General features: G+C 69.4%; 1 protein-coding gene. It reads left to right on the forward strand.

The window, feature by feature from the left end:
- Positions 1-506, forward strand: a 506-nt coding sequence (gene rpe, locus DRV96_RS17920; RefSeq protein WP_119293634.1) for a ribulose-phosphate 3-epimerase, incomplete at both ends; no start/stop codon positions are given.

Here is a 506-nt window from a genome sequence, read left to right on the forward strand (position 1 = left end):
GGCGCCGACTGGATCCACTTCGACGTGATGGACAACCATTACGTGCCGAACCTGACGATCGGCCCGATGGTCGCCGCCGCGCTCAAGCCGCACTGCATCAAGCCCGACGGCACCAAGGTGCCGCTGGACGTGCACCTGATGGTGCAGCCCGTCGACGCGCTGGCCACCGCGTTCGCCGACGCCGGCGCCGACCTCATCAGCTTCCACCCCGACGCCAGCACGCACGTCGACCGCACGCTGCAGCTGATCCGCTCGAAGGGCTGCGCCGCCGGCCTCGTGTTCAACCCGGCCACGCCGCTGGACGTGCTCGAGTGGGTGATCGACAAGGTCGACCTCGTGCTGATCATGAGCGTCAACCCGGGCTTCGGCGGACAGTCGTTCATCGACAGCGCGCTGCGCAAGACCGAGCGCGCGCGCAGGCTCATCGACGCGAGCGGGCGCGACATCCGGCTCGAGGTCGACGGTGGCATCAAGGCCGACAACATCCGCCGCGTCGCCGACGCCGG

This window comes from Azohydromonas sediminis (genome assembly GCF_003574675.1).
GTDB lineage: Bacteria > Pseudomonadota > Gammaproteobacteria > Burkholderiales > Burkholderiaceae_C > Calidifontimicrobium > Calidifontimicrobium sediminis.